At 66.2% G+C, this 1,236-nt stretch carries 2 protein-coding genes; both read right to left on the bottom strand.

Going from position 1 to position 1,236, the window contains the following annotated elements; translation table 11 throughout:
* Positions 1-597: TolC family protein (locus PQR42_RS45500; protein WP_408496089.1), on the bottom strand; the 597-nt coding region annotated here is incomplete at its 3' end.
* Positions 594-1,236: HlyD family secretion protein (locus tag PQR42_RS45495; RefSeq protein WP_408394013.1), on the bottom strand; the 643-nt coding region annotated here is incomplete at its 5' end. The genes PQR42_RS45495 and PQR42_RS45500, both read right to left, overlap by 4 nt.

Genomic DNA, 1,236 nt, shown 5'->3' with positions numbered 1-1,236 from the left:
ACGGTCCTCGTACGAGGCATCGGAGAGCGCTGACGCTGCCTCGACACCACGTCGGGCGCGACCCCAGAAGTCGAGTTCCCATGATGCGTCGAAGCCGAACTGGTAAAGATCGTAAGCGGGCGAGCCTTTGGCGCCCGGCAACGGCGCCACGCCAAGCGGCGCGCTGCCCGAGGCCGACTGCGTCTGGCTTCCGGTCGGGGTCACGCCAAGCAGAGACAGGATGCCGTTCGGACTGCCGCGCTCGCGGTCATACGAGGCGGCGCCGCTCAGCGTTGGATATTCTTCGGCACCGGCAATGCGCTGTTCCGCCCGGCTTTGCCGCAGACGCGCCGACGCGGCCGCCACGTCGAGATTCGCATCGCTCAGCTGGTTTTCCAGCGAGTCCAGTATCGGATCATTAAACAGCGTCCACCATTGCGGCGTGAATTCCGATTCGACTGCACGGCTCGCAGCCTGCGCAGTCTGCGTGCGATTGAACACATCGGGCGTGGCCGTCTGCGGACGTTCGAAGTTCGGGCCAACCAGACAGCCCGTGAGCACGGAGCACAGCAACAACGTGAGCGCCGGCGTGCGGAGGGAGAAGTCGCTCGCATTCATTTCGCGTCCGCTCCTGCGATCCGCATATCGGCGCGCCTGCCGACGGCGACCTCCGTTTCGACAGACAGGCCCACGCTCAATGCGGACGTGGCCTGTTGTCCGTGGTCGATCGTGATCTTGACCGGCACGCGCTGGACGATCTTGGTGAAGTTGCCCGTTGCGTTGTCGGGCGCGATGGGTGCGAAGCTCACGCCTGTCGCGGGCGCAAGACTATCGACGTGTCCCCGGATCACCACGCCCGGAAAGCTGTCGACCTTGATGCGCACGGTGTCGCCGGGCCGCATCCGGGCGAGCTGGTTCTCCTGGAAGTTGGCAACGATATAGGCGTCCGACAGCGGAACGATCGCGAGCAGCGGCGCGCCGGTTGTCACGAATGCGCCGACGCGTGCCGAACGTCGTCCAATCTTGCCGTCGACCGGCGCATGGATCTCCGTATACGACAGGTTGAGCTTCGCCTGTTCGAGCGCGGCTTCGGCGTGGGCCAGCGCGCCCGCGGCCTTGTCGCGCTGTGTCTTCAGCACGTCGAGGTTCTGCTCTGTGGCGACAAGTGCGGCCCGGTTGCGCGCCTGCTGCGCGAGTTCCTCGGCCAGCGCGCTCGCTGCGTGCTGCTGCTCCTGCGTCGTGCCCGCGCCGGTTTCG

The organism is Paraburkholderia sediminicola (assembly GCF_046027355.1).
GTDB classification, from domain to species: domain Bacteria; phylum Pseudomonadota; class Gammaproteobacteria; order Burkholderiales; family Burkholderiaceae; genus Paraburkholderia; species Paraburkholderia sediminicola_B.
Note: the sequence above shows the minus strand (reverse complement) of the source record. Positions and strands in the feature narration are given on the sequence as shown.